This is a genomic window from Streptomyces sp. NPDC025638, assembly GCF_055558775.1.
Window position 1 is genome coordinate 303,580 of sequence record NZ_JBVHLX010000013.1, and the last position, 16,092, is coordinate 319,671.

Here is a 16,092-nt window from a genome sequence, read left to right on the forward strand (position 1 = left end):
GAATCACCCCTGCGGTGGATGGCTGGAGGCAGGAATGGCCAGCAAGAAGAGCAGCAAGAAGCTCCCCAAACTCGGCACCGGAAAGCGGTTCGCCGCGGTCGAGGCCAGCGCACGCAAGTCCGGCGCCCGGAACCCGGCGGCAGTCGCGGCCGCGGCGGGCAGGCGCAAGTACGGCAAGGCGGGCATGGCCAAACTCGCGGCGGCCGGCCGGCGTCGCGCCGCGCGCAAGGGGCGGTGACGGTCGTGGTCTCGGATCGCGGCGGCCGCGCAGGCTTCGTGTATCGCACGCGCTTCGCCGTGTATCGCGCTTTGCGGCGGCAGGGTGCGTCGAAGTCGAAGGCGGCGAGGATCTCGAACGCTGGAAGAACGCACGTCCAGCGCAGTGCCATGTCCCGTAAGGCTGCTCGGACGCGGCAGGCGCGGGGGCGTAAGCGTCACTGAAAGGTGGCGGGTGGGCTGGGGCCCCGGAGCACGGCGGCGCTCCGGGGCCTCACCATGTCAGGGGCAGGACTCCCCGTACTTCACCGCGGTCAGGGTGACGGGCTGCCCGTTCAGCTTCGCCCCGGCTTTCGGGGTCTGGGTGCAGACCTGCCAGTTGGATTCGAGCAGCACCATGCGGTCCTGCCCGGATGCGTCGTTGACGGTGATCGACGTGCCGGAGTCGAGCGCGCCGCGTGCGGCTTTCACACTCTTCCCGTGGAAGTCGGGCATCGTCCCCCCGGCGGCGGAAGGGGCGGCCTGGTCCTTGGCGGGGCAGGTCTCGGCGAGCTTCACCGCGCCGAAGTCGAGTTTCGTGTCCGTCGACGCGCTGGTGCCGACCTTCACGTTCTGGGAGCAGACTTTCCAGTCCCGGTCGAGGATCTGCATGCGGTCCCGGCCGAGGGCGTCGTGGGAGTCGAGACTGTAGAAGCCGGCGGCTTGGGCTTTGTCTTGGGCGGATTGGAGGCCCATGCCGACGAAGTCGGGGATGGGCCTTTTCTCGCTGCTGTCCTTGTTGCCGCCGTTGGCGCTGCTCGTTGGGGTGCTGCTGCTGGTGTTGTCGGGTTGGCAGGCGGTTGCGGTGCCGAGGATGGTGATGAGGGCGGCGGTTGTGCAGGCGAGTGTTCTGCGGTTCACGGTGTTTCCCCCCTGGGTAGTGCGGGTTCTGACGGGGGGTGAGCGTAGGCGGAGTTTGGGTGGGTTGCGGGGGTTGTGATGGTCCTGTGACCGGATTGGGCGGGCGGCCGCGCATGGGTGAGGGCCCGGTCCGGGCGGCGGATCGGGGCCTCTTGCGTGCGGCAGGTCAGGCGGCGGGGCTGTCGAAGCAGCCGCAGGTTTCGTCGTGGTCCCACATAAGGCCAGTGCCGTCGTCACAGTCACCCTCGTGGCGTTCGGGGCGCTCGCAGACGACCTCGTTTCCAGCGCTGTCGTGGTTCATCCCGCCGCACGTCGGACCGGTCGGCGGGGGCAGGTCGCGGTCGTCGAGGATGCCGGGCGGTCGGACGGCCACGAGGGCGTTGGCGCCGAGGAGGCCAAGGAAGTCCCGAGTGCAGGCAGGGCAGTCGGCTTCCGTGAGGGTGCTGTGGACGGGGCAGATCTGCACGACGGGCGGCCTTTCGTGGCGGTGGGTTGAGCGTAGGGCGGGGACCAAGCGGCAAGGTCAGTCGTCGCAAGTACAGGACTCGTGCGGGAAACGGCAGGGCCGAGGATGCGCCTTGGAAGCGTCGCGGACGGCGATGATGGCGCCGATCTCCTCGTCGCTCAGACCCTTGACGAGGCGGTAGCTCTCCCGCCAGTAGTCGGCCTCCATGTACTGGTCGTCCGCGTCGGTGCGGGCGCGCTTGGCTTCGGCGAGGAGCTCGCAGGCGTCGGCCGCCGTCAGGCCGGCGGGGCTGTTGATGGCTGCCTCGATCGTGGCGAGGCGCTCGGCGGTCATGGGTTCTGTCTGGTTCTGCATGGGGTTCTCCTAGGCGGCAAGGGTGAGGCGGACGGTGCGCTTCCACTGCTGCCGCTCGGAGCGCTTCACCCTGCGGCGGGCGGTCTTCCGGTCGCGGCCGGGGGCCTGACCGCAGCAGTGGCAGTCACGGCCGCCGGGGCCGTCGGGGCAGTGGCGGCCGATCATGCGGGGCATGGGGTTCTCCGATCAGTCAGGTGGCGGGCCGGTAGGGGCCCCAGTCGCCGCGCATCACACGGTTGTGCGGGCGGTCTTCGACTTCGAGGGGCAGGTCGGACCAGACGAGGTGGGTGATGCCGAGGTCGATGGCGGCAGCAACGCGGTGGTGGCCGTCGACGAGCCACGGCTCACCGCGGTAGGTGCGGATCATGATGGGGAGTTCGAGGCCGTCCCGGCGGATCTCCTCCAACAGGTCCGGGTAGTGCTCGGAGCGCCGCTTGTGGTCGAGGATGTCGCGGACGGTGTAGCAGTCGACCGTCTCGTCGTCGTCGGGGGTGGCCATGTCGAGGACGGTGGCGATGGGGATGATGCCGAGCATTCCGGGACTCCGATCGGGTCAGGCGGCCAAAGCGTCGGCGAGCAGCTGGACGCGGGCGGTGGCGGGGCAGTCGACGGGGTACAGGACGGTGACCGAGGCGAGGCCGGCGGTGCGGGCCGGCTTGTCGTCGGCGGCCGGCGTCTCGATCACGTAGTGGGTCCTGTGGATCGTGTACGCCTGGATGCGGTCCGTCCGGAAGCTGCGCGCTTCCCCCGTGGCCCGGTCCATGCCCTTCAGGAGGATGTCGCCGGCGTTGCTGATGACGATGTCGTAGAGCTCCACCGTGCGGATGGTCTCCGACCCGTCAGCCTTGATGTAGGTGATGGTGACGGGCTGCTGCTTGTCGAGGGCGGTGATGAGGCGGGTGAGGGTCTGGTGCTGCGTCTCGTTCTTGGTGTGCCTCATCTGCGTTCCCCCCTCGTTCGACTGCCAACTTTGTTGACGCACTCAGCATGACATGCCGACGTCGAGGCTGCAACATAGTTGGCAGTCATTCGTCTAGAAAGTTGGCGCTGATCCGTGAGACCATCCCTGCATGACGCCGAACATCAGCCCCGTCGACGCGGCCGCCCACATCCGCAAGCTCGACCGCGCGACCGCCGCCCACGAGAAGACGCGCACCACCCTCGAACACGCGATCGCCGACGCGCGCACCGCCGGGCTTCCGCTCACAACGATCTCGGAGCACACGCCCTACAGCCGGGAGTGGGCGCGGAAGATCGCCAACCGGGTGGACGCCGAACGCTGCAACGCGGTCGGTGACGCGCCGAACAGCCTCGGCACCGAACGCTGCGAGCTGCCTGCCGGGCACGAGGGACGCCACTATGAAGGGACGACCACGTGGCCCAACCACGAGCGCCCGGTGAGCAGCGAGGAGAACACCCGATGAGCGAGTACACCGACCACACCCTCAACCGCTACCTCGACCAGCAGCCCGGCATGCGCAAAGCGCTCCTCACGGACCCGGTGCAGCATGCGCAGGCAGAGCAGCTGCGGCAGACACTCGCCGTAGCCGACCGCGCGATGGTCGACGAAGGCGTACCGGAGGACGTGCGGTGCCGAGTGGCCAACCGGATCGTCTGGGGCGAACCCGAGGGGCGCGTCGACGTGCACACCCAGGTACGAGAGCGCGCGATCGCCGCGTACCGCAGCATGCCCATGCCGTCACCCGAGGCACTGCGCGACCTACTCGACCCCACGGGCCCGGTGGGCAGCGAGGAGACGACCGCATGAGCGCGTACCAGGACCTGATGACGGCGCTCGTCACGCGGCGCCCGGACCAGTCGGCGGCCGACGATGAACGTCTCGTGCTCGCGGCGCTGGCCAAGCACGCGCACGAACTGGCCGAGCAGCAGCGGGCCTACGCGCGAGAGGTCGGCCTACCGCTGGAGGACGGGAACATCGTGGCGGCAGGCGACATCATCGACCTGATCGACCCGCACGTGAGCGCGGGCCCGGTGCGCCCGGACGAGGAACCCACATGAGCGAGCCACCCCAGGGTGACATCGACTGCCCCCACTGCCACGCCACCGGTACCACCATGGATGTGCGCGTCATCGTCGGCCGTGCGGATGGGACCGTCGTTGAGATCAAGCACACCAAGGACTGCGTCGACTACCCACCCGAGCACCCGAACGGGGAACCCACGTGAACTGCCAGCCGCGCCGTGAGGACTTCCCCACCCACGACGCATACCTCCTCGCCTGGTACACGTGGCGCGCCATCGAACGTGACGGGCGGCTCACCAACGAGGAGCGGGCTGCTCGGTTCGAGGTGACGGAAGAACACATCCGACGACGATTCGAGCAGCCCACCGCATGACGAAGGCCCCGCCCGGACAACTCCGGAGCGGGGCCATTCACGTTCACGCGGCAGCCTGGGGTGGGGGAAGTTCGCAGCTCCAACCCACCACCCAGCACTGCGAATGCCGGGGCGCCCCCCGGCTGCCGCTACCCCGGGACGCTACGCCCGAACGCACGCGCCTGTCACTACCCGGGCATGCAGAAACCCCGCCGCGACGGGGGTGCGCGGCGGGGCCTCGGCTCTCAGTGTGGCAGCTCACTGGTTGTTCGTGACGTCAGTACGCCCGAACCACTTCTGCTCAACGTGCGTGTGCGACTCGTTCCGAATGTTGACGATGCTCCGCCCCCGCAGCCCGGACGCGGCCAGCAGCAGCGCCCCGAGGATCATCACCCCCGACGTGCCCATCACCGCGATCCCCGCCGCAACCTGGTTGAGGCCGAACCCGATGCCCGCGCCCGCGGCGCCGACTCCGATACCGCCGCCGAGCATCCGCTGCGCGACCGGGTCGAACAGCGGCTGCGGGGTCAGGTCCCGCGGCTCTGGCCGGACCACCGCGGGGATTTGAGAGCGGCGCATCTGCACCATCTCCCCGTAGGCGTCCGGCACCCACACGACCGGGTCACGGTCGTCGTACAACTCGACCTCGACCGGCCGGACCAGGCGCTCGGTCTGGGCGTAGCGCTGGTACCGCTCAGGCAGCGCAGACATGGCGTGCGGGTCTCCTTCAGTTCCAGGGGGCCGCCGCGCGGCGGCCGTTGATCCAGGCGGTGAGGCGGTGGTCGTCGACAAGGGCGATACCCGTGCGCTTGGCATACCGCTTGGCAGGCTCGGTGAAGTGGCTGGTGGTGACGATCGCCGCGTGCTGGCAGTTGTGGGCGTCGCGATAGGTGCCGTTGACGATCTGCACGTGCTCGTTCCCAACGCTGTTGCCCGGCGCGTACCGCTTCGCTTGGATCATGCCGGGCTGCCCGTGCGGGTCGACGTACAGGACGTCGGCGCCGTGGTCGTTGGCGCCGCCGACGACCTGAACGCGGGAACAGCCGTCGCGGAGGCACAGGTCGGCGAGGAACTCCTCAAATTCTTTCGGGTTCATGCGGTGCGGATCCGCGTGGGTGCGGAGGCTCGCCCGGCGACGGCGCAGCATCGGACGGAACCGAAGCTGTATGACCACCAGCGCAGCGAGTACGGCGACCGTGAGGAGGACGACGGCGGCGAGGTGGTCGGCGATCCACCGGCAGGCGGCGAGGGCGAGCACAACCAGGATGGCCGCCGCGGTCTTGGGATCGATGCGGCCGGTCTTCCGTTTGGCGGTCATGAGGGGCTCCTAGGCGTGGAAGATCCAGTTGTCGCCGACTCGGCGAACGGTGAAGGTCGGGCCGATGATCTGGCCGTTGCCGCGGGTGGCGACGATGCCGACGCCGAGTTGCTCGATCTGCTGGAGCAGGTCGCCGATCTGAGCGCCGAGCTCGTTGGTCTTGGCGACGGCCTTGCGGTACTCGCTGTCGGATCCGGTGAACATGGAGCGCTCCTTAGCGGACGCGGGTGAGGGAGAGCAGGAAGTTGGCCAGCCGCTGCAGCGCCCGCCCCACGAACCAGGCGACGACGCCCACGATGATCGACACCACCAAGGCGGGCCCCTGCGGCAGGTGGTCGAAGAGCCACAGCACGGCCAGGAACGCGGCCCCGTAAACGACCCAGGCGAAGGCGTCGGCGAGGTCTGCGAGGGTCTTCACGGCGGTCTCCACGGGCTGTTCGGCGGGGGTGTGAGGCGCACTGTGAGGGGGCTGTTCCTCGCGCGCGCGTATAGGGAAATCAGCGGGGGCTGTGCGGTGGGCCTCACAGTGCTGTTCGGCTGTTTCGGCTGGCCAGCGGGCTGTGAGGCCCTGTTCGGTGCTGTGCGGTGGGCTGTTCCGTCACGAGAGCCCGCTGTGCGGGCCGTGTTCCGTGACGTTCGTGCAGGTCAGACAGGCTGTGCGACGTTGATCCGGTAGATGCCGGCCTCGTCGGTGGTGGACAGGGTGCCGTCGGCTTCGAGACGCCGGAACTCCTTGCGGACCCAGCTGGCGGACTTTCCGATGCGGTCCAGATGCGGGGTGATGTCCTTCGGCCCGAACTCCAGCTGGTGGCGGTCGACGAACTCGTTGAGGACCACTTCGAGCTCAGCAAGGGACTCCTCCCGGCTCATCTCCCGGGCCGGGCCTGCAGGCTGGCCAAGTCGAACATCCATGCCGTCGGGGACGGGCGGCAGGGCGCGGTCGATGTCGATGGGGATGTCCGCGTACTCGGGGTCGGTGGCGTGCAGCGCCATGTCGTCGGCGTCCAAGTCCGGGTCCCCGGTGGCCTCGACGACGGGCCGCTCCGCGGCAGCCTGCTCCGCGGAGTCGTACCGCTTCCGGTTCGCGTAGGCCGGGCCCGCGGCCTTCGCGGTGACCGGGCCCGCATCTGGGGCGCGCACGCCCTTGTAGCGAGCGATGGCCTCGGCGGCGACCTGCTTGTCCATCAGGTAGGTGCGGGTCGGTGTGGCGAAGCGTTCCTCGTCGAGACCGCTGGCTTCCCAGTAGGAGTAGCCGGGCTTGTTGTTCTTCCAGGCTTCCGGCCGGGCGCCCGCGTCCATGGTGTCGTCGGACAGGGCGAACCCGGAGTCGGTGGCACTGTTCGTGCCGAACACCCCAGCTCCGCCGATGTTCGCCCGAACATCGGTGTCCATGCTCGTGTGCGACGAACGCTGCAAGGAGAACACCAGGCTGATGCCGGCCGACCGCGCTTCCTGCGCGATCGGCGCGAGGTCGACGCCGTCACGGAACAGTTTGGCGACCTCCTCGAACCACACGATCAGATAGGGCATGTTGAGTTGCGCGCCGGCCTCCGGCGTCCACTGGTCGTGGCCGTGTTCGCCGAGCTGGTTCGCCCTGGCGGTGATCACGTTCGGGAGGACGCCGATCACTTGCTGGCACTCGCTCATCGAGAGGGCGGCCCAGTCCGCGCCGGGCAGGATCGGCCCGAACGTCTGCGTGCCCTTCGACGGGTCGAGGAGCCAGAGAACGACGTCACGGCGGGTCATGAGGTCCACCAGCGCGACCCGGCCCCCCTGCGACTTGCCTGCGCCGGTCATCCCCATGACCTGGTAGTGCTGCGCATTCCTGCCCGCGGCCTCGTCGCCGTTGAACCAGATCGAGCAGACCGGCCCGTCCTCGTAGATGCCGACGGGGATCGGCGCGTCGGCGATGCTGCCGCCCGGGCAGGACGGGCCCGGCCACGGCGTGGGCTCCTTCAGCATGTCCTCGGGGATGAACACGTACTGGCCGCGGCCCGCGTCCTCGGGGTCTTTCTCCCAGCGGACCGCGTTCTCGGGCAGGCCCGCCACCCCGGCCAGGCCCTTGGCTGCCTTGGCTGCGTCGTCGTGGGTCTGCTGGCCGCGGTCGAGCTCGACGGGCATGACGACCTTGTTCGGGGAGGCCGTGATCCCGCGAGCACGGGCCTTGGCCAGACCGATCTTCTCGAACAGGTTCTTCTCCGTGCTGTCGCCGCTGGCCTGCGTGTTCTCCGTTGTTCGCAAGGCTCGCTTGACCGCCCAGGCAAGGGCGATCGTCGGGCCGCCCATCAGCCAACTGTTGACGGCGACCGCGGTGTCGGCGCCGCCGATCGCAGCCCCGGCAAACCAGCCCGATGCGGCGGCCGCAGTGCCCACGGCCATAGCGAGGCGCTGCCGCTTCAGCCCGTGTTCGATGCCCGCCCACCACGTGGTGCCGGTGATCCCGACGGCGGACAGGGTGAGGAACGCGCTGGCCACCGCGCTGCCGCCCCACTGCCAGTGCGCGGCAGCAGCGGCCGGCCACTCGGCCAGCCACACCGCAAAGGGCGCACTGTGCTGGATTGCCTTGTCGCCGAGAAACGTCCACAGCCCGCTGTGTGCGCGGGCCGGGGTCAGCTCGGGCGAACCGTGCTGACCACGGTGTTCGGCTTGTTCGCGCCTCGCCATCATGATGGATCACGCTCCGAAGTTATGACGCTGGCGGGCCTGCGGGCGGGGCCCGCCGTACTGGTTGAGCTGCGGCGCGTACTCCCGTAGATAGGCCGGCCAGGTGCGCGCACTGTGGGCGGATGCGGCTTGCGCGGCGTTCGCGGCCCGCTTCAACTGGCGGGCGACCCGGTTGGCCTTGGCGTACATCTGGCCGCGGCCTTCGCCCTGCGGCGGCGGGACTTCACGGAGGACGGCGCGGAGGGCCTCGTGGGCGTAGGAGAAGTCCATGGCGGCTTGGCGCATGGCGCGGCGGCCGCGTTCAGCGAAGGCGCGGACGTGGCCGGCGGAGAGGAACTCGGCGTCGCCGATCGGAGACTGCTTCGACCACTGGCCTTGCGCGCCTGCGTCGCCCGCGTTGTTGCTGCCTTTGTTGATGTGGATGTGGTATTCGCGGGTCTTGGTGCGGTTCGTGGTGCGGTTCTTCGTGGCTCCGCCAGCGGCTTTTTGACGGCGGGCCTGCTGGCGCTGCTTCGGGGACTGGCCTCGGTAGGTCGGCTGCTGCGGGTTCTGCGGGGGCTTGCGCATGTTGGTGTGGGCGGTTCCGTTGACGGCCACGGATATCCCCTCTTGTGGATGGGTCGGCTGGTGGTCAAATGGGCTCAGGCGTAGCCCTGGGTGTTGCGGCGCTCGCGGCGGACGGCAGCGGAGACACTGGCCCGGTTGGCGGCCGGCAGGACGGCCATCACGGCGTCCACGGCGTCGCGGTTGTTCGTGGTGCTCGCGACCTGCTCGCGAACGAGGTCGGCGATGCTCGGCTGCTCGCGATCGGTGTTCGTGCTGGTGGATGCACTGTTCGCGATGTGGTCGCGGACAGTGCTCGGGTTGCTTCGGGTGGTGCTCGCGAACGTGGTCGGTTGCTCGCGGGCAGGCTCAGCGAGCACGGCGGGCCGCTCGGGCGGGGCGATCGCGAGGGGGGTGCGGCGCTGAATCTCGGCCTGTTTGTCGAGCCGCTCCAGTCCGATCTCGAAGTCGGCCTCGTCTCGCGCGAGGGTGACGCTCGCCTCCGCCTGGATCCGGGCGATGCGTCCTTGTGCGCGCACGTGCAGCATGGCCGCCTCGTGAGCGGAGTCCCGCATGACGGCGTGGATCTCGGCCTGCTGCTCCGGTGTGGGGGCGGCCGGGTCCTTCATCGCTGCGAGGGCGAACGCCCACACGATCTTCCCGACGAGGACGACGAACGGTCCGGCGATCGCCTGCGCCCGGCTGTGCTCGGCGCCGTGGAGGACGAGGAGGGCGGTTACGCCGGCGGCGATGAGCCAGCCCGCTGCGGGTGCGGCCCAGCGTCGGCCGCTGAGGGCGATGCCGCGCCATTCAGCCCACAGCACGGTGATCCAGCCGATGTCACCGGCTACGGCGACGGACAGGCCGAACGGCCCTGAGTGCATGAGGTCGGTGATGGCGTAGCCGCTCCACACGAGGGAGAGGAGAGCGAGGGCGCGGGCGCCGTGGAGGATGGCGGGGGGCTTGTGGTCGTCGGTGCGGCGCGTCTTCACGGTGCTCCTCCGGGAGCAGGTGGGTTGGGAATGGGGGTGCCGTCCCGCTCGGCCGTGGGGGAACGGGTGCGAGCGGGACGGCTGCCGTGCTGGAGGGACGGGTTGGGGACCGGTGGGCCTCCAGCACGGCGGTCTCAGGGGCGCGGCAGGGCGCGGCAGCGCTCGGCGTGTGCTTGGGCTTGGCCGTGGACGTATCCGGGGGTGCTGCTGCTCTCGGCCCAGGGGCAGCCGGTGCACAGGGCGTGGGTCTTGCCGGTGGCCGGGCTGGTGCTGATGTCGACGGTGGCGCCGGCGAGGTTCGCGTAGCGGGTGGTCACGCCGTCGGGCCAGGTGCTGGTCATCGGCGGGTCCTCGCTTCTTGGGCGGCGAGGGTGTGGCGGACGTCGGCGCCGGCCTCGTAGTCGGCGGCGCACGCGGCGGGCGTGGCCGGCTCGGCGAGGATCCGGTTCGGTTGCGGCGCGAGCGTGGGGCTGGGCTGGCCAGCGGGTTGGCCGTTACGATCGGGCACGGTCTCTCCTGGTCACGTCAGGGAAGGCTGGCCCCGGCGGGAGGTGCGAACTCCCGTCCGGGGCCCTTGCATTGGTGCGACGGTCGGAGACGGAGCCTCCGAGCCGTTGTGTAGCCACACTACACACGTGTAGGCTGACTACACAAGACGGCATGGAGATCCGCCTCCCCACCCCGGGAAGGAACGGACATGGACAACCGGGCGGAGGAGGTGCGGCGCGTGCGCGAAGCCATCGCCGCCGTAGCGGTAGACGCGCCAGCAGCAGAGAGGGCGCGTCGACTGGATGCAGCCATGGACGCGGCCACGCTGGAGTGGAGACGCCGCCGCAAGGAGGCCGTCCAGGAGATGAAGGACAGCGGGATGACACTCCGGGCGATCGGCAAGGAGATGAACATCAGCTTCGGACGCGTCCGGCAGATCCTCGCTGAGGAACTCGAACCGCCGTCTGACGAATGAGAGAAGCCCGAGCGGTGTGGAAGACCGCCCGGGCTGTGAAGCGCCGAACCCCTTGCAAGGAAGGCACTGCCTTGACTGTACCGATTCGCACCGAGAGCGGGCTACTCGCCGACTGGCAGAAGCCATCGCCGGAGACGTGCGTGTACCGGATCTACAACGCCAACGACGTACTGCTGTACGTCGGCATCACGAACAACCTGACCATCCGGTGGAGCGAGCACAAGAGCAAGCCGTGGTGGCGAGCGGCGGGAAACCGTTACGACGTCCGTTGGTATCCGACTCGCGACGTGGCAGCGGCTGAAGAGAAGCGCGCGATCATGAGGGAGCGGCCGAAGCACAACCAGGTATACCGCCATCGGCACGTCGAACCGAGGGTGCCAGGAACCTATTCCGTGAGGGAGATCGCTTGGCGTTTTCGGTACGCCCCGAAGACTGTTCGCGAGATCGCTGGACGGCCGGGCTTCCCTTGTCGCCTGCCGGGGTACCAGGGTGCTCGATACGCGGCGGATGAGGTTGAGGAGTACTTCACCAAGTAGCCCCCACCCAGCAGCGAGGCCCCCGTCGACGGATCGGCGGGGGCCTACGCATGTAGCAGCACTGTCCGGCCGGCAGAGCAGGTGCGGTCGGCAGCGGTTCGAGGATACGCGCGGCCACTGACAACACGCGTCCGCCCCGCTCCTGCTGGTCGGACGGGGCAGGGGCGGGGCGGTCGGGGGCACTCACGCCAATGAGTTGGGCCCGTAGCCGGTTGGAGCCGTGCTGGGGTCAGGATGCCACAGCGTTCAGGCCGGTTCGGTCTGTTCGGTGAGTTCGTCCAGCACGGCCCTCCACCGCTCCATGCGGTCGCCGGTGATTTGTCCTCCGGTGAGGATCTCGCGGAGGGTGTGGTCGGCGAGTTCGAGTCGCTGCCGGAGTTGCTGGAGGTGCCGGTCGCGGACGCGGATCACGGCGTCGGCGAATGCCGCGGTCTCCGGGTCGTCGAGGGTGCCGAAGCCGTGGTCGTAGCCCCAGTTCACGTCTTCGGCGGCGAGGGCCTTCGCGTACTGCTGCTTGAGCCATTCCGGGTCGGTGATCGTCGCGGGCTCGGGCTGGCCGGCCGTTTGTGCCGTGATGCGCATGGGGTCGGTGTCGAGGAGGGCCAAGATGTGGCCGGGGCTCAGGCCGATTGTGGGGCCGTCCGCCGCGAGCGCGTGTTGGGCGTAGCCGCGGACCCGGTCGATGGCAGCGGCGAGCTGGGCAGGGTCGGCCGCCGGGTCGGGCGCAGGCTGGGGGTCGCCGTAGTCACGCCGGTAGTTGGCACCCTTCCAGCTGATCGTCATGCCGTCTGCTGTGGCGAAGACTTCGGGGCCGAGGACGGCGACATCGCCGTCGCGGTACGGGTAGTGCGGCTGGTCGCTCATGCGGCGGTCCTTCGCTGGTCGGGGAGGTCGAGGTCGTCGAAGTGGATGAGGGCTCGCCGGAGTGCGATGACGACGGCGTGGGTGCGGGAGCGGGCGCCGAGCCGAATCTGTGCTTCCTTCAGTCGCAGGTGGACGCCGGTTTCGGTGGTGTTGAGGCGGGTGGCGATCTGCTGGCTGGTGTAGCCGGATGCGGCGAGGCGGAGAGCTGCGATCTGGCCGGGGCTGAGGGGTTTGCCGTAGTAGCCGGGTGATCTCACGGCTGCCTGCCTTGCTTGATCCGCCCGCTCGCGTCGAGGTGTCCGTCGGCGGTGGCTTTGAGGACGGCCATCTGCTCCAGGACGTCGGCGGGGGGCTGGCCGCGGTAGCAGCGGCGGAGGATGTCCCAGGTGCGGGCGGTGAGTTGCAGGCGCGGGCGGGGGCGCTGGGTGGCGGTCACAGGTAGCTCCCGGTGAGTTGGATTTCGGTGATGCGGGCTTGGATGTCGGCTTTTTGGCCGCGGAGGTCTGGGGGGGAGCAGGCGGATGTCGTCGTCCCAGTCGTCGGGTGGTTCGTCGGCGGGGTCCCAGCGGATGCCGGGGAGTTCGTGGGTGGTCCATCGCTCAGTCACGGGGCGGCTCCGGGTTCTGTCCGGCGCCCTTGCAGCGGTAGGCGCGGGGCCGCATGTAGCCGCTGCCTGTGGGACCACCGTGGTGGCGGATCTTGCCGTCCTTGTTGAGGTTCATCTCGCGGTGGCAGACGGGGCAGTTGCCGCGTCCGTAGGGGCTCATCGTCGTGCTGGTCATCTGTGTCTCCGTGTTGGGTGGGGGCCGCCCCGGGTGTGGGGGCGGCCGGGGCGGGTCAGGCGGGGCGGCGGTCTTCGAGGCGGGGCACCTTCGCCGTGAGGTGAGATGCGCGGTCGGCGGCGGCCAGGAGCGCCATCGCAAGGCGACGGGCATCGGTGGGGCGCATGGGGATGAAGTCCAGCTGCCGTTCCCAGTCGTCCTTCACGTAGGGGTCCGGCTGGGCGACGTAAACGCAGTCGCTGGTCTCGGAGTCGTCGACGGCACGCACGAGCCACAGCGGCGGCGTGGTCGCGTATGGCGCGTCCTGTACGACATGCCATTCGTGTCCGGCCATGCCGTGCTCGGGTGGGTTGATCACGTCGGGCTTGGGGCGTTCTGCGGTGTCGGCGAGGGCTACGAGGCGGGCGAGTTCGCGGCGGAGTTGGCCGAGTGCCAGGTCATCGGCGATGGCCATGCGGGCCTCTTCTCTGGCTCTGTGCCGCCGTGTGGCGGCTGTTGGGGTGTCGGGTGGGGTGCGGGAGGGTCGGGCGGCTGTCGTGGCGTCAGGCGGCCGTGTGTGGCTTCCGGGGGCGCAGGCGCCCGTCTGAGCCTCTGTGGCGCCCTCCGGCGTCTCTCGTGTCCGCCGGAGGGCTGTGCGGGCGTCAGGCGGGCGTGTGTGGCCGTGGCGGGGCTACGAGGGCGGCTCGGCCCCGGGCAGGTAGCGTTCCGGCGGTCCGCCCGCCGCCCGCCGCTTCAGGTACGCCCTGAACTCGGCTACCGCCCGCCGGTCGCCTTCGCTGAGCCGGAAGCGGGGGTTGTTGCCGCAGCGTGGTCCGACCGTCGATGCCTCGCCTGCGGGGAGCAGTCCGGCGTCGCGGGCCTCGGCAAGGCAAATGGGGCAGGGGTCGTAGTCGGTGCAGTCAACGCGGGTGCAGTCAGCCACGGCGCGCCTCCGGGTCCGTCTCGGGCTGCCCGGACCGCGTGGCGGTGGGCTCGTCGGCCCACCCTGGTGCGCCGTGGCGTTGGGTGCAGGGCTCGCAGGTGTGGCTGCCTTCGTGCCCGGGAGGCAGCGTGCACCAGCAGTCACCCCACTGGCTGTTCGGGTCGTCGGCGCGGGACGGGGGCTCAGCGCCGCAGTACTCCTCCGTCTCCGTGCCGTCCTGTGTCGGGTCCTGCTGCGCCTCGACGGTGTTCGCGTTCTCGTCCAGCCCGAGCGCGCCCAGCACTTCGGCCGCGGGGATCGCCTCGCCGTCGTAGCGGCGGGCGAGCTGGAAGACGGCCCGCATCCCGCGCATGGCGTGCGCGGCCGCGTCGGCGTTGGCTTTCGCGGCGGCGGCTTGGAGGCGGGTGTAGGCGGGGCTCTCGTCCTGCTGCGCCTCGCCAGCCAGACGACGCAGCCGCTCGGCAATCTCGCAGTGGCAGACCTTGGTCTCGGGCTCGACGCAGCCGTGCTCAGGACAGTGCTCGATGATCCAGTCGATCTCAGCCAGGACGGCGGCCCGCTGGTCGGGCGCGGGCAGCTCGGCCAGCACCGCGTCGGCGAGCGCGTCCACGTCGTAGGTGCAGAGGGCACAGCGGGCGTCGAACCGGTGCTGCCGGTGGTTGGCCTTCACCCCGAGGTCGGCGTAGTCCGCACGCCGGGTGGTGAGCAGCGCTTCGGCGATGCGGTCGCGGAGCGTGTCCCGGTCGGTGGCGGGCGCCGGGCCGGCAGGAGCGGCGGCGCGCGGTCGGTAGGCACCGCAGTCGCAGACGAGGCACGGGCCCGCGTCCGGCCGGTGCTCGGGCTCGATGTGGCCGCAGGCGCACGGCGTGTACTCGGGGCCCTGCGGCGGCGGAAGGGTCTGGCTGCTCATGGTCACAGTTCCCCTCGGTGCTGGAGTTCGGTGCGGAAGAGGTCGACGACGGCGGGCAGCTGGTCGTCCGGTCGGGCCGGGGCGAACCGGGCGGCCTGGCTGGCGTGGGTGCTGGCGAGGTCGAGGGCGGTGCGCAGTACCTCGGTGGGCTCGTCGGCGAACGGGCGGTCGGTCACGGGTTCTCCTGGTGGCTGGTGCGGGCGGTCGGTCAGCGGTGGTGGTCGGCGGTGGCGCGCAGCAGGTCCACGGCGGCGGCCTGGTCGGGGTGGGCCTGCGTGTACCAGGCGGCAAGGCTGGGGGCGTCGATCCGGGCAACAAGCAGCTCCTCGACGGCGCGGACTTGCGGGGTGCCTGCGTAGGCGGGTGATCCGTGCAGGGCTGTGGCGAGCGCGCCGGCGATGTCGACACGGCAGAGGTGGAGGGGGGTGCCGCGGGCGGCTTGGGCGGTGTCCCACAGGTAGGTCCGGCACCAGCCGTTCGCCTCCAGGATCTTCGCGGCGGCTTCCAGGACCGGGACCGCCTCCCGCCCCGCCTCGACCCGGGCCTGCTCTGCGAGTCCGGCTATCCGCGCCGCCTGCTCCTGCCGGTGCCGGTCGGCCAGCGGCTGGCAGGTCGGGCAGTGCAGGGCGTGCGTGAGGAGCGCCAGCTCCGTCTGCCCGGGGTTCAGCGTGCGCGGCAGACCGGCCCGTGTCCTGGCCGCGTCGGGGCAGGCCGCGGTGAGCCGGTCGGCGGCTGGGGTGTGGGCCATGGCTACTCCTGGTGGCGGGTGTGGGAGGCTGGGGCCGGCCCGGGCGTGGTAACGACACGCCCGGGCTGCCTTGCGTGCGGGGTCATGCGGCGCGCTTGACGCCCGAAGTTCGACGCGGGCTCCCGCCTGACCGTCCAGTGCGCTTGTCGTAGTCCCGCATGTAGGGCCGCATGTAGGCCGAGTTCGCGGCGTTCGACTCCGGGCAGGCGGGCAGGTTCCCGGTGCGCTGGTGCCACTGGTAGCCGCGCCGGTCGCCGGTGCAGCAGTTGGGCGTTGCGTGCTCCGGCTCGGGTTGGGCGGTCGGCTTGGTGGTGGGGATGGCTCGGAGTTCGGCGAGCGCCCGCTGGATGGGGTCCATGTCAGTCCTCGCATTCGTGGTCGTGTCCGGCGCCGGCACAGGCACCGCAGTCGAGGCAGGTGTCGCAGTGGGTGCAGTGGCCGCATGGGCGGCGGGTGGGCGGGGTGCAGGTGCAGGTGGTGAGGGTGGGTGCGGGGTCGGGCCAGAGGGGGAGTTCGATTTGGCCGGGGCAGGGGGCTCGTTGTGGCATGACTGGTCTCCTGGTGGTTGGTGTGGGTGT

Annotated in this window: 35 protein-coding genes; 9 read left to right on the forward strand and 26 right to left on the reverse strand. The window is 70.3% G+C overall.

All coding sequences use genetic code 11. The annotated features are described in order from the left end of the window. Positions 1-34: 34 nt before the first annotated feature. Together ACZ4EG_RS31515 and ACZ4EG_RS31520 are read left to right on the forward strand one after the other, a co-directional pair. Positions 35-238, forward strand: coding sequence for a hypothetical protein (locus ACZ4EG_RS31515; RefSeq protein ID WP_467792982.1), 204 nt, complete (start codon positions 35-37; stop codon positions 236-238). Between the two features lie 59 nt (positions 239-297). Further along, positions 298-441, forward strand: a complete 144-nt coding sequence (locus ACZ4EG_RS31520; RefSeq protein ID WP_467793074.1) for a DUF7218 family protein — start codon at positions 298-300, stop codon at positions 439-441. Positions 442-498: 57 nt separating this feature from the next. On the opposite strand, the gene ACZ4EG_RS31525 is transcribed toward ACZ4EG_RS31520, so the two are convergent. The 6 genes from ACZ4EG_RS31525 to ACZ4EG_RS31550 all read right to left on the reverse strand — a co-directional run bounded on the left by ACZ4EG_RS31525 (position 499) and on the right by ACZ4EG_RS31550 (position 2,876). Further along, positions 499-1,116: a PASTA domain-containing protein gene (locus tag ACZ4EG_RS31525; protein WP_467792983.1), complete on the reverse strand. Its 618-nt coding sequence runs from the start codon at positions 1,114-1,116 to the stop codon at positions 499-501. A gap of 166 nt (positions 1,117-1,282) precedes the next feature. After that, the gene (locus ACZ4EG_RS31530) at positions 1,283-1,582 is read right to left on the reverse strand and encodes a hypothetical protein (protein WP_467792984.1); all 300 of its coding nucleotides are present in this window, start codon (positions 1,580-1,582) and stop codon (positions 1,283-1,285) included. 57 nt (positions 1,583-1,639) lie between these two features. Then, a complete protein-coding gene (locus ACZ4EG_RS31535; protein WP_467792985.1) occupies positions 1,640-1,936 on the reverse strand; it encodes a hypothetical protein in 297 nt (98 codons plus the stop codon). A gap of 9 nt (positions 1,937-1,945) precedes the next feature. Beyond that, positions 1,946-2,110 (reverse strand): hypothetical protein, encoded by a 165-nt coding sequence (locus ACZ4EG_RS31540; RefSeq protein ID WP_467792986.1) that lies wholly within the window; start codon positions 2,108-2,110, stop codon positions 1,946-1,948. 16 nt (positions 2,111-2,126) lie between these two features. After that, a complete protein-coding gene (locus ACZ4EG_RS31545; protein ID WP_467792987.1) occupies positions 2,127-2,471 on the reverse strand; it encodes a ParB/Srx family N-terminal domain-containing protein in 345 nt (114 codons plus the stop codon). A gap of 18 nt (positions 2,472-2,489) precedes the next feature. Continuing rightward, positions 2,490-2,876 (reverse strand): WYL domain-containing protein, encoded by a 387-nt coding sequence (locus ACZ4EG_RS31550; RefSeq protein WP_467792988.1) that lies wholly within the window; start codon positions 2,874-2,876, stop codon positions 2,490-2,492. Between the two features lie 130 nt (positions 2,877-3,006). Between ACZ4EG_RS31550 and ACZ4EG_RS31555 the strand changes: the two genes are divergently transcribed. The 5 genes from ACZ4EG_RS31555 to ACZ4EG_RS31575 are packed head-to-tail and all read left to right on the forward strand — an operon-like array spanning position 3,007 to position 4,292. Further along, on the forward strand, positions 3,007-3,360 hold the full coding sequence (locus tag ACZ4EG_RS31555; RefSeq protein ID WP_467792989.1) for a hypothetical protein: 354 nt from the start codon (positions 3,007-3,009) through the stop codon (positions 3,358-3,360). Beyond that, positions 3,357-3,704: a hypothetical protein gene (locus ACZ4EG_RS31560; RefSeq protein WP_467792990.1), complete on the forward strand. Its 348-nt coding sequence runs from the start codon at positions 3,357-3,359 to the stop codon at positions 3,702-3,704. Before ACZ4EG_RS31555 ends, ACZ4EG_RS31560 begins: the two co-directional genes overlap by 4 nt. Next, positions 3,701-3,955: a hypothetical protein gene (locus ACZ4EG_RS31565; RefSeq protein WP_467792991.1), complete on the forward strand. Its 255-nt coding sequence runs from the start codon at positions 3,701-3,703 to the stop codon at positions 3,953-3,955. The genes ACZ4EG_RS31560 and ACZ4EG_RS31565 overlap by 4 nt, the downstream gene beginning before the upstream one ends. After that, positions 3,952-4,122, forward strand: coding sequence for a hypothetical protein (locus ACZ4EG_RS31570; RefSeq protein WP_467792992.1), 171 nt, complete (start codon positions 3,952-3,954; stop codon positions 4,120-4,122). Before ACZ4EG_RS31565 ends, ACZ4EG_RS31570 begins: the two co-directional genes overlap by 4 nt. Then, on the forward strand, positions 4,119-4,292 hold the full coding sequence (locus ACZ4EG_RS31575) for a hypothetical protein (protein ID WP_467792993.1): 174 nt from the start codon (positions 4,119-4,121) through the stop codon (positions 4,290-4,292). Before ACZ4EG_RS31570 ends, ACZ4EG_RS31575 begins: the two co-directional genes overlap by 4 nt. A gap of 237 nt (positions 4,293-4,529) precedes the next feature. Here ACZ4EG_RS31575 and ACZ4EG_RS31580 read toward each other — a convergent pair whose 3' ends face one another. From ACZ4EG_RS31580 to ACZ4EG_RS31620, 9 genes are all read right to left on the reverse strand, one after another. Beyond that, positions 4,530-4,982, reverse strand: coding sequence for a hypothetical protein (locus ACZ4EG_RS31580; RefSeq protein WP_467792994.1), 453 nt, complete (start codon positions 4,980-4,982; stop codon positions 4,530-4,532). A 16-nt stretch (positions 4,983-4,998) separates the two neighbouring features. Next, a complete protein-coding gene (locus ACZ4EG_RS31585) occupies positions 4,999-5,589 on the reverse strand; it encodes a restriction endonuclease (RefSeq protein ID WP_467792995.1) in 591 nt (196 codons plus the stop codon). A gap of 9 nt (positions 5,590-5,598) precedes the next feature. Beyond that, positions 5,599-5,793: a hypothetical protein gene (locus ACZ4EG_RS31590; protein WP_467792996.1), complete on the reverse strand. Its 195-nt coding sequence runs from the start codon at positions 5,791-5,793 to the stop codon at positions 5,599-5,601. 10 nt (positions 5,794-5,803) lie between these two features. Next, complete coding sequence (locus ACZ4EG_RS31595) at positions 5,804-6,007, reverse strand: hypothetical protein (protein WP_467792997.1); 204 nt, start codon at positions 6,005-6,007, stop codon at positions 5,804-5,806. A gap of 227 nt (positions 6,008-6,234) precedes the next feature. Further along, a complete protein-coding gene (locus ACZ4EG_RS31600) occupies positions 6,235-8,256 on the reverse strand; it encodes a hypothetical protein (protein WP_467792998.1) in 2,022 nt (673 codons plus the stop codon). Positions 8,257-8,262: 6 nt separating this feature from the next. Continuing rightward, positions 8,263-8,850 carry a plasmid transfer protein TraA gene (gene traA / locus ACZ4EG_RS31605; protein ID WP_467792999.1) on the reverse strand — a complete coding sequence of 196 codons (588 nt, stop codon included), beginning with the start codon at positions 8,848-8,850 and terminating at the stop codon, positions 8,263-8,265. Positions 8,851-8,894: 44 nt separating this feature from the next. Continuing rightward, positions 8,895-9,788: a hypothetical protein gene (locus ACZ4EG_RS31610; RefSeq protein ID WP_467793000.1), complete on the reverse strand. Its 894-nt coding sequence runs from the start codon at positions 9,786-9,788 to the stop codon at positions 8,895-8,897. A 134-nt stretch (positions 9,789-9,922) separates the two neighbouring features. Beyond that, the gene (locus tag ACZ4EG_RS31615) at positions 9,923-10,129 is read right to left on the reverse strand and encodes a hypothetical protein (RefSeq protein ID WP_467793001.1); all 207 of its coding nucleotides are present in this window, start codon (positions 10,127-10,129) and stop codon (positions 9,923-9,925) included. Further along, positions 10,126-10,296 carry a hypothetical protein gene (locus tag ACZ4EG_RS31620; RefSeq protein ID WP_467793002.1) on the reverse strand — a complete coding sequence of 57 codons (171 nt, stop codon included), beginning with the start codon at positions 10,294-10,296 and terminating at the stop codon, positions 10,126-10,128. Before ACZ4EG_RS31620 ends, ACZ4EG_RS31615 begins: the two co-directional genes overlap by 4 nt. A 189-nt stretch (positions 10,297-10,485) precedes the next feature. Here ACZ4EG_RS31620 and ACZ4EG_RS31625 point away from each other — a divergent pair, with 189 nt between their 5' ends. Further along, positions 10,486-10,752, forward strand: a complete 267-nt coding sequence (locus tag ACZ4EG_RS31625) for a sigma factor-like helix-turn-helix DNA-binding protein (RefSeq protein WP_467793003.1) — start codon at positions 10,486-10,488, stop codon at positions 10,750-10,752. A gap of 71 nt (positions 10,753-10,823) precedes the next feature. After that, on the forward strand, positions 10,824-11,288 hold the full coding sequence (locus ACZ4EG_RS31630; RefSeq protein WP_467793004.1) for a GIY-YIG nuclease family protein: 465 nt from the start codon (positions 10,824-10,826) through the stop codon (positions 11,286-11,288). Positions 11,289-11,534: 246 nt separating this feature from the next. Here the strand turns inward: ACZ4EG_RS31630 and ACZ4EG_RS31635 are convergent, their stop codons facing one another. From ACZ4EG_RS31635 to ACZ4EG_RS31685, 11 genes are all read right to left on the reverse strand, one after another. Next, positions 11,535-12,152, reverse strand: coding sequence for a hypothetical protein (locus tag ACZ4EG_RS31635; RefSeq protein WP_467793005.1), 618 nt, complete (start codon positions 12,150-12,152; stop codon positions 11,535-11,537). Next, positions 12,149-12,409, reverse strand: coding sequence for a helix-turn-helix domain-containing protein (locus ACZ4EG_RS31640; protein WP_467793006.1), 261 nt, complete (start codon positions 12,407-12,409; stop codon positions 12,149-12,151). Before ACZ4EG_RS31640 ends, ACZ4EG_RS31635 begins: the two co-directional genes overlap by 4 nt. Beyond that, positions 12,406-12,588, reverse strand: coding sequence for a hypothetical protein (locus ACZ4EG_RS31645; RefSeq protein ID WP_467793007.1), 183 nt, complete (start codon positions 12,586-12,588; stop codon positions 12,406-12,408). Before ACZ4EG_RS31645 ends, ACZ4EG_RS31640 begins: the two co-directional genes overlap by 4 nt. A gap of 163 nt (positions 12,589-12,751) precedes the next feature. Continuing rightward, positions 12,752-12,934, reverse strand: coding sequence for a hypothetical protein (locus ACZ4EG_RS31650; protein ID WP_467793008.1), 183 nt, complete (start codon positions 12,932-12,934; stop codon positions 12,752-12,754). Between the two features lie 55 nt (positions 12,935-12,989). Continuing rightward, entirely contained in the window at positions 12,990-13,388 is a 399-nt protein-coding gene (locus ACZ4EG_RS31655; RefSeq protein ID WP_467793009.1) for a hypothetical protein, read from the reverse strand. A 216-nt stretch (positions 13,389-13,604) separates the two neighbouring features. Beyond that, positions 13,605-13,856 (reverse strand): hypothetical protein, encoded by a 252-nt coding sequence (locus ACZ4EG_RS31660; RefSeq protein WP_467793010.1) that lies wholly within the window; start codon positions 13,854-13,856, stop codon positions 13,605-13,607. Then, complete coding sequence (locus tag ACZ4EG_RS31665) at positions 13,849-14,766, reverse strand: hypothetical protein (RefSeq protein ID WP_467793011.1); 918 nt, start codon at positions 14,764-14,766, stop codon at positions 13,849-13,851. The genes ACZ4EG_RS31660 and ACZ4EG_RS31665 overlap by 8 nt, the downstream gene beginning before the upstream one ends. A gap of 2 nt (positions 14,767-14,768) precedes the next feature. Then, positions 14,769-14,942 (reverse strand): hypothetical protein, encoded by a 174-nt coding sequence (locus ACZ4EG_RS31670; RefSeq protein ID WP_467793012.1) that lies wholly within the window; start codon positions 14,940-14,942, stop codon positions 14,769-14,771. A 32-nt stretch (positions 14,943-14,974) separates the two neighbouring features. Further along, positions 14,975-15,514, reverse strand: a complete 540-nt coding sequence (locus ACZ4EG_RS31675; protein WP_467793013.1) for a DUF6197 family protein — start codon at positions 15,512-15,514, stop codon at positions 14,975-14,977. Between the two features lie 82 nt (positions 15,515-15,596). After that, the gene (locus ACZ4EG_RS31680; protein WP_467793014.1) at positions 15,597-15,872 is read right to left on the reverse strand and encodes a hypothetical protein; all 276 of its coding nucleotides are present in this window, start codon (positions 15,870-15,872) and stop codon (positions 15,597-15,599) included. 1 nt (position 15,873) lies between these two features. Continuing rightward, on the reverse strand, positions 15,874-16,062 hold the full coding sequence (locus ACZ4EG_RS31685; RefSeq protein WP_467793015.1) for a hypothetical protein: 189 nt from the start codon (positions 16,060-16,062) through the stop codon (positions 15,874-15,876). Positions 16,063-16,092: the final 30 nt, after the last annotated feature.

Excerpts from the sequence above, each read along its gene's own strand:
- ACZ4EG_RS31515 (WP_467792982.1), top strand. The coding sequence starts at position 35 with ATGGCCAGCAAGAAGAGCAGCAAGAAGCTCCCCAAACTCGGCACCGGA.
- ACZ4EG_RS31535 (WP_467792985.1), bottom strand. The coding sequence starts at position 1,936 with ATGCAGAACCAGACAGAACCCATGACCGCCGAGCGCCTCGCCACGATC.
- ACZ4EG_RS31540 (WP_467792986.1), bottom strand. The coding sequence starts at position 2,110 with ATGCCCCGCATGATCGGCCGCCACTGCCCCGACGGCCCCGGCGGCCGT.
- ACZ4EG_RS31545 (WP_467792987.1), bottom strand. The coding sequence starts at position 2,471 with ATGCTCGGCATCATCCCCATCGCCACCGTCCTCGACATGGCCACCCCC.
- ACZ4EG_RS31550 (WP_467792988.1), bottom strand. The coding sequence starts at position 2,876 with ATGAGGCACACCAAGAACGAGACGCAGCACCAGACCCTCACCCGCCTC.
- ACZ4EG_RS31555 (WP_467792989.1), top strand. The coding sequence starts at position 3,007 with ATGACGCCGAACATCAGCCCCGTCGACGCGGCCGCCCACATCCGCAAG.
- ACZ4EG_RS31560 (WP_467792990.1), top strand. The coding sequence starts at position 3,357 with ATGAGCGAGTACACCGACCACACCCTCAACCGCTACCTCGACCAGCAG.
- ACZ4EG_RS31565 (WP_467792991.1), top strand. The coding sequence starts at position 3,701 with ATGAGCGCGTACCAGGACCTGATGACGGCGCTCGTCACGCGGCGCCCG.
- ACZ4EG_RS31570 (WP_467792992.1), top strand. The coding sequence starts at position 3,952 with ATGAGCGAGCCACCCCAGGGTGACATCGACTGCCCCCACTGCCACGCC.
- ACZ4EG_RS31580 (WP_467792994.1), bottom strand. The coding sequence starts at position 4,982 with ATGTCTGCGCTGCCTGAGCGGTACCAGCGCTACGCCCAGACCGAGCGC.
- ACZ4EG_RS31585 (WP_467792995.1), bottom strand. The coding sequence starts at position 5,589 with ATGACCGCCAAACGGAAGACCGGCCGCATCGATCCCAAGACCGCGGCG.
- ACZ4EG_RS31590 (WP_467792996.1), bottom strand. The coding sequence starts at position 5,793 with ATGTTCACCGGATCCGACAGCGAGTACCGCAAGGCCGTCGCCAAGACC.
- ACZ4EG_RS31600 (WP_467792998.1), bottom strand. The coding sequence starts at position 8,256 with ATGATGGCGAGGCGCGAACAAGCCGAACACCGTGGTCAGCACGGTTCG.
- ACZ4EG_RS31615 (WP_467793001.1), bottom strand. The coding sequence starts at position 10,129 with ATGACCAGCACCTGGCCCGACGGCGTGACCACCCGCTACGCGAACCTC.
- ACZ4EG_RS31625 (WP_467793003.1), top strand. The coding sequence starts at position 10,486 with ATGGACAACCGGGCGGAGGAGGTGCGGCGCGTGCGCGAAGCCATCGCC.
- ACZ4EG_RS31635 (WP_467793005.1), bottom strand. The coding sequence starts at position 12,152 with ATGAGCGACCAGCCGCACTACCCGTACCGCGACGGCGATGTCGCCGTC.
- ACZ4EG_RS31650 (WP_467793008.1), bottom strand. The coding sequence starts at position 12,934 with ATGACCAGCACGACGATGAGCCCCTACGGACGCGGCAACTGCCCCGTC.
- ACZ4EG_RS31655 (WP_467793009.1), bottom strand. The coding sequence starts at position 13,388 with ATGGCCATCGCCGATGACCTGGCACTCGGCCAACTCCGCCGCGAACTC.
- ACZ4EG_RS31665 (WP_467793011.1), bottom strand. The coding sequence starts at position 14,766 with ATGAGCAGCCAGACCCTTCCGCCGCCGCAGGGCCCCGAGTACACGCCG.
- ACZ4EG_RS31675 (WP_467793013.1), bottom strand. The coding sequence starts at position 15,514 with ATGGCCCACACCCCAGCCGCCGACCGGCTCACCGCGGCCTGCCCCGAC.
- ACZ4EG_RS31680 (WP_467793014.1), bottom strand. The coding sequence starts at position 15,872 with ATGGACCCCATCCAGCGGGCGCTCGCCGAACTCCGAGCCATCCCCACC.
- ACZ4EG_RS31685 (WP_467793015.1), bottom strand. The coding sequence starts at position 16,062 with ATGCCACAACGAGCCCCCTGCCCCGGCCAAATCGAACTCCCCCTCTGG.